This is a genomic window from Micromonospora sp. NPDC047753 (assembly GCF_040642735.1).
GTDB lineage: Bacteria > Actinomycetota > Actinomycetes > Mycobacteriales > Micromonosporaceae > Micromonospora.
The window spans coordinates 1-4,252 of sequence record NZ_JBEYSL010000548.1; the positions used below are offsets into that span (position 1 = coordinate 1).

Below are 4,252 nucleotides of genomic sequence, written 5' to 3' on the forward strand. Positions count from 1 at the left end.
CCCGGCTACACCATGATCAATCCGGTGATCGCGTCCACCCGCTCGGGCGGCCCGATCGCCGCCGCGTACGCCACGTTGCGGCACCTGGGCGACGTTGCAGCTCTTCCCGGTCCGGTTGCTTGCCGTCGCGGCGAAGCCTGGCGACCACCTCCGCGAGGACGTCGGTCAGCACGTTCGCCCCGACCGAACCCAGCACGCCGGCGCCCGCCATGAGCACCGGGCCGGTCGGCGTCCCAACGGCCACGACCGGCGCGATCGCCGCAGTGGCCAGCAACGCGACAAGCGCGGGGGCCGAGGCCCGCCGGAGGCCGGCGCCGCCACGTCGTACGGCGTCTGCCACCGCAGAACGCCTGGACGAACCCAGGTCCTCCGGTGGACCAACCCCATGAGGAACCATCGATGAGACGGTACCGGAGACGGCCGGTCCGGTGCGGCCCCGAACCGACGTTGCCGGCGCGATACGGTTCCTGCCGGGGTCCCGGACGGCACCGGTGTCGACGCGGCGTCCCGTGCGTGGCCGTACCGCCAACTCGGGCTCCGGTCGTTCGCGGCAGGATTCGCGACCCCGCGCACTGGGCAAACAGGTCCGTACGCCGGGCGGGCTCGCCGACCGGCGGGTGCCGCGCGTAGCGGCCGGTGCCACCACCACGAGGGAGCGAACCGGGCGTGCAGAGCTACGGGAGCCAACTGGCCCTGGTCGGAGTCCTGGTCGTGATCAACGCGCTCTTCGCGGGCAGCGAGATGGCGTTGGTGTCGCTGCGAGACAGCCAGATCCAGCGGCTGGAGCGCACCAGCCGGGCCGGACGGGTGCTGGCCCGGCTCGCCAAGGACCCGAACCGCTTCCTGGCCACCATCCAGATCGGCATCACCCTCGCCGGCTTCCTGGCCTCCGCCGCCGCGGCGGTCTCCCTGGCGAAACCCCTGGTGCCGCTGCTCGGGGTCTTCGGCAGCGCCGCCGAGACGGTGTCGATCGTGGCGGTCACCCTCGCGCTGACCTTCGTCACCCTCGTCTTCGGCGAGCTGGCGCCCAAGCGGATCGCCATGCAGTCCGCCGAGCGCTGGGCGCTGCTGGTGGCCCGCCCACTCGACCTTCTCGCCAGCCTCACCCGGCCGGCCGTCTGGGCCCTCGGCGCCACCAGCGACGTGGTGGTCCGCCTGGTCGGGCTCAACCCCAAACACGAGCCGGAGGAGATCGGCCCGGACGAGCTGCGCGACATCGTCGCCGGCAACCACGGCTTCACCAAGGAGCAGCGCACCATCATCGCGGGTGCCGTGGAGATCGCCGACCGGCGGTTGCGGGCTGTCCTCGTACCCCGGTTGCAGGTCTTCACGCTCGACAGCGGGACCACGGCGGAGGCCGCGCGGCTCGTGCTGGCCGCCACCGGGCACTCCCGGGCTCCGGTCGTGCGCCACGGCGGCCTGGACGACACGGCCGGGGTGATCCACCTGCGTGACCTGGTGGGTGTGCCCGACGACCGCCCGGTCGACGAGATCGCCCGACCGCCGATGCTGCTGCCCGACTCGCTGCCGGTGGTGGAGGCGCTGCGCCAGTTCAAGGCCGAGCGTCAGCACATCGCGCTCGTCGTGGACGAGCGCGGCGCCGTCGACGGCATCGTGACGCTGGAGGACATCCTGGAGGAGATCGTCGGTGAGATCTACGACGAGACCGACCGGGACGTGCGCTCGGTGCGGCGTGAACCCGACGGTGCGCTGGTGCTGCCCGGCACCTTCCCGGTGCACGACCTGCCGGACATCGGCGTGGAGCTGCCGTCGCGCCCGGCCGGTGACTACACGACAGTCGCCGGGCTGGTGCTGGCCCGGCTCGGGCACATCCCCACCGTCGCCGGGGAGGACGTCACGCTCGACGGTTGGGTGCTGATGGTGGCTGGCATCGACCACCGGGCGATCACCGAGGTACGGCTCAGCCGCGTACCCGATGAAGCCGACGGCGACGCCGACGCCGACCAGCCCACGGAGCCGGTGCTGGACGAGGCCCGCAGTTGACCGGTGCGGCGAACGCCGTCGCTCAGGCGGGCGAGAGGTTCTGCAGCCGGACCTGACCACGGGCGACCAGCTGCTCGTCGGCGTCGGTGATCTCCACCTGCCAGAGCTGCTGGCTGCGGCCCCGGTGCACCGGGGTGCCGATCGCCCTCAGCTCGCCTTCCCGGACGGCCCGCAGGAAGTCGGTCTGGTTCGACACCCCGACGACAGTGCCCCGGTCGGCCAGCCAGAGGGCGCCGCCCACGCTGGCCGCGGTCTCCACGACCGAGCAGTACACCCCGCCGTGCTGGATGCCGAACGGCTGGTGCAGCTGCGGGCCGACCTGCCAGCTGATGACCACCCGGTCGGCGCTGGCCTCCTCGAACTTGAGGCCGAGCAGAGCGACGAAGCCACCCGTCAGGTCCGGAATCTCCATGGCAAGGCCCTCCTCGATCAACGGGCGCAAGCCTAGCCGGGGCGGGTTGCGCCAAACCCGGTACGGGTTGGTGCCGGCGATGGGGGAGAATCGGTGACCGTGACCGACAGCAGCCCTCCGCCGCCCGGGCGGGACTCCCTGACCGATGACCTGCTCTGGCGTGGCCTGATACAGGACTCGACCGGCCTCGACGAACTGCGCGAGCTGCTCGACGGTGGGAGTGCCGCCACGTACTACGTGGGCTTCGACCCCACCGCGCCGAGCCTGCACGTCGGCAACCTCATGCAGGTCCTCATGGCCCGCCGGCTGCAGCTCGCCGGCCATCGGCCGTTGCTGCTGGTCGGCGGCGCTACCGGGCAGATCGGTGACCCGAAGGAGAGCGCCGAGCGGGCGCTCAACCCGACCGAGGTGATCGCCGGCTGGGTCGAGCGGATCCGCGACCAGCTCGCGCCCTTCGTGTCGTACTCCGGCGAGAACGCGGCGCAGTTGGTCAACAACCTGGACTGGACCGGCGAGATGTCGATCGTCGAGTTCCTCCGCGACGTGGGCAAACACTTCCCGGTGAACAAGATGCTCGCGCGGGAGGTGGTGCGGGCCCGGCTGGAGACCGGCATCAGCTACACCGAGTTCAGCTACCAACTGCTCCAGGCCAACGACTTCTTCGAGCTGCACCGCCGGCACGGCTGTCAGCTCCAGTTCGGTGGCTCCGACCAGTGGGGCAACATCACCGCCGGCGTCGACTACGTACGCCGACGCGGCGCGGGGCCGGTGCAGGCCTTCACCACGCCGCTCGTCACCAAGTCCGACGGTACGAAGTTCGGTAAGAGCGAGGGCGGTGCTGTCTGGCTCGACCCGACGATGACCAGCCCATACTCCTTCTACCAGTTCTGGCTCAACGTCGAGGACCAGGAGGTTGACCGCTACCTGCGGTACTTCAGCTTCCGCACCCGCGACGAGCTGGAAGAGCTGGCGAAGGCGACAGCCGAACGGCCGGCCGCCCGGCTGGCGCAGCGGGCGCTCGCCGAGGAGCTGACCACACTGGTGCACGGTGCCGACGAGACCCGACAGGCGATCGCCGCCAGTCAGGCGCTCTTCGGCCGCGGTTCGTTGGACGAGTTGTCGCCGGAGACCCTGCGCGCGGCCCTGGCCGAGGCGGGCCTCGTACGTCTCACCGGCGAATTGCCGGATGTGGCGGGTCTACTGCGGGACTCCGGTCTGGTGAGTGGCCTCAAGGAGGCTCGGCGGGTGATCGCCGAAGGCGGCGCCTACGTCAACAACAACCGGGTGACCGCTGTGGACGCGGGGGTGTCGCCGGCCGACCTGCTGCATGGGCGATACCTGGTGCTGCGCCGGGGGAAGCGTTCGTTCGCTGGCGTTGAGCTGGGTGAATAGCTACCTGTCGACGATGTGACGGGGGACGCGTCCGGCGGATTTGACGATCATCCCGCCGGACGCGTAACTTTCTCTCTGCCAGCGCGGAACGGACGAAACAGGCGAAAGCCTGAAGCGGCCGGAGCGCAGGCCGACGGCCTGGGGGTCGGGTGGGCACGCCCACCGGAGTCCCAACCGGGAGGTGCCGCCAGAAACGCCGCGAGGCGGATTTGGCGCTGCGAAACCGACCGGGTATGGTTACGAACCGGCAGGGCACCGGGCGGGTCGCGGGAAATCGCGACGGCCGGCCTGCCGAATCCATGACAAGAACGGCGCAAGCCGGTCGCGACATGGTGCCCGCGTTATCGGATTGAAGCATGACGAACCGCGAAATATCGGTTTGACAGGGCGGAAACGAGCGGGTAACGTAGTAAAAGTGCCTGGCGCTGAAAGCGCGGGGTGCGG

General features: G+C 70.6%; 4 protein-coding genes. 2 read left to right on the forward strand and 2 right to left on the reverse strand.

Features of this window, described 5'->3' with window-relative positions; translation table 11 throughout:
• Positions 1-16 precede the first annotated feature (16 nt).
• Positions 17-340 carry a hypothetical protein gene (locus ABZ749_RS30605; protein ID WP_357233853.1) on the reverse strand — a complete coding sequence of 108 codons (324 nt, stop codon included), beginning with the start codon at positions 338-340 and terminating at the stop codon, positions 17-19.
• A 326-nt stretch (positions 341-666) separates the two neighbouring features.
• Between ABZ749_RS30605 and ABZ749_RS30610 the strand changes: the two genes are divergently transcribed.
• Entirely contained in the window at positions 667-2,004 is a 1,338-nt protein-coding gene (locus ABZ749_RS30610) for a hemolysin family protein (RefSeq protein WP_357233851.1), read from the forward strand.
• Between the two features lie 22 nt (positions 2,005-2,026).
• Here ABZ749_RS30610 and ABZ749_RS30615 read toward each other — a convergent pair whose 3' ends face one another.
• Positions 2,027-2,416 carry a PaaI family thioesterase gene (locus ABZ749_RS30615; protein ID WP_355009142.1) on the reverse strand — a complete coding sequence of 130 codons (390 nt, stop codon included), beginning with the start codon at positions 2,414-2,416 and terminating at the stop codon, positions 2,027-2,029.
• 99 nt (positions 2,417-2,515) lie between these two features.
• Between ABZ749_RS30615 and tyrS the strand changes: the two genes are divergently transcribed.
• Positions 2,516-3,808: a tyrosine--tRNA ligase gene (gene tyrS, locus ABZ749_RS30620; protein ID WP_357206815.1), complete on the forward strand. Its 1,293-nt coding sequence runs from the start codon at positions 2,516-2,518 to the stop codon at positions 3,806-3,808.
• The last annotated feature ends 444 nt before the right edge of the window (positions 3,809-4,252 follow it).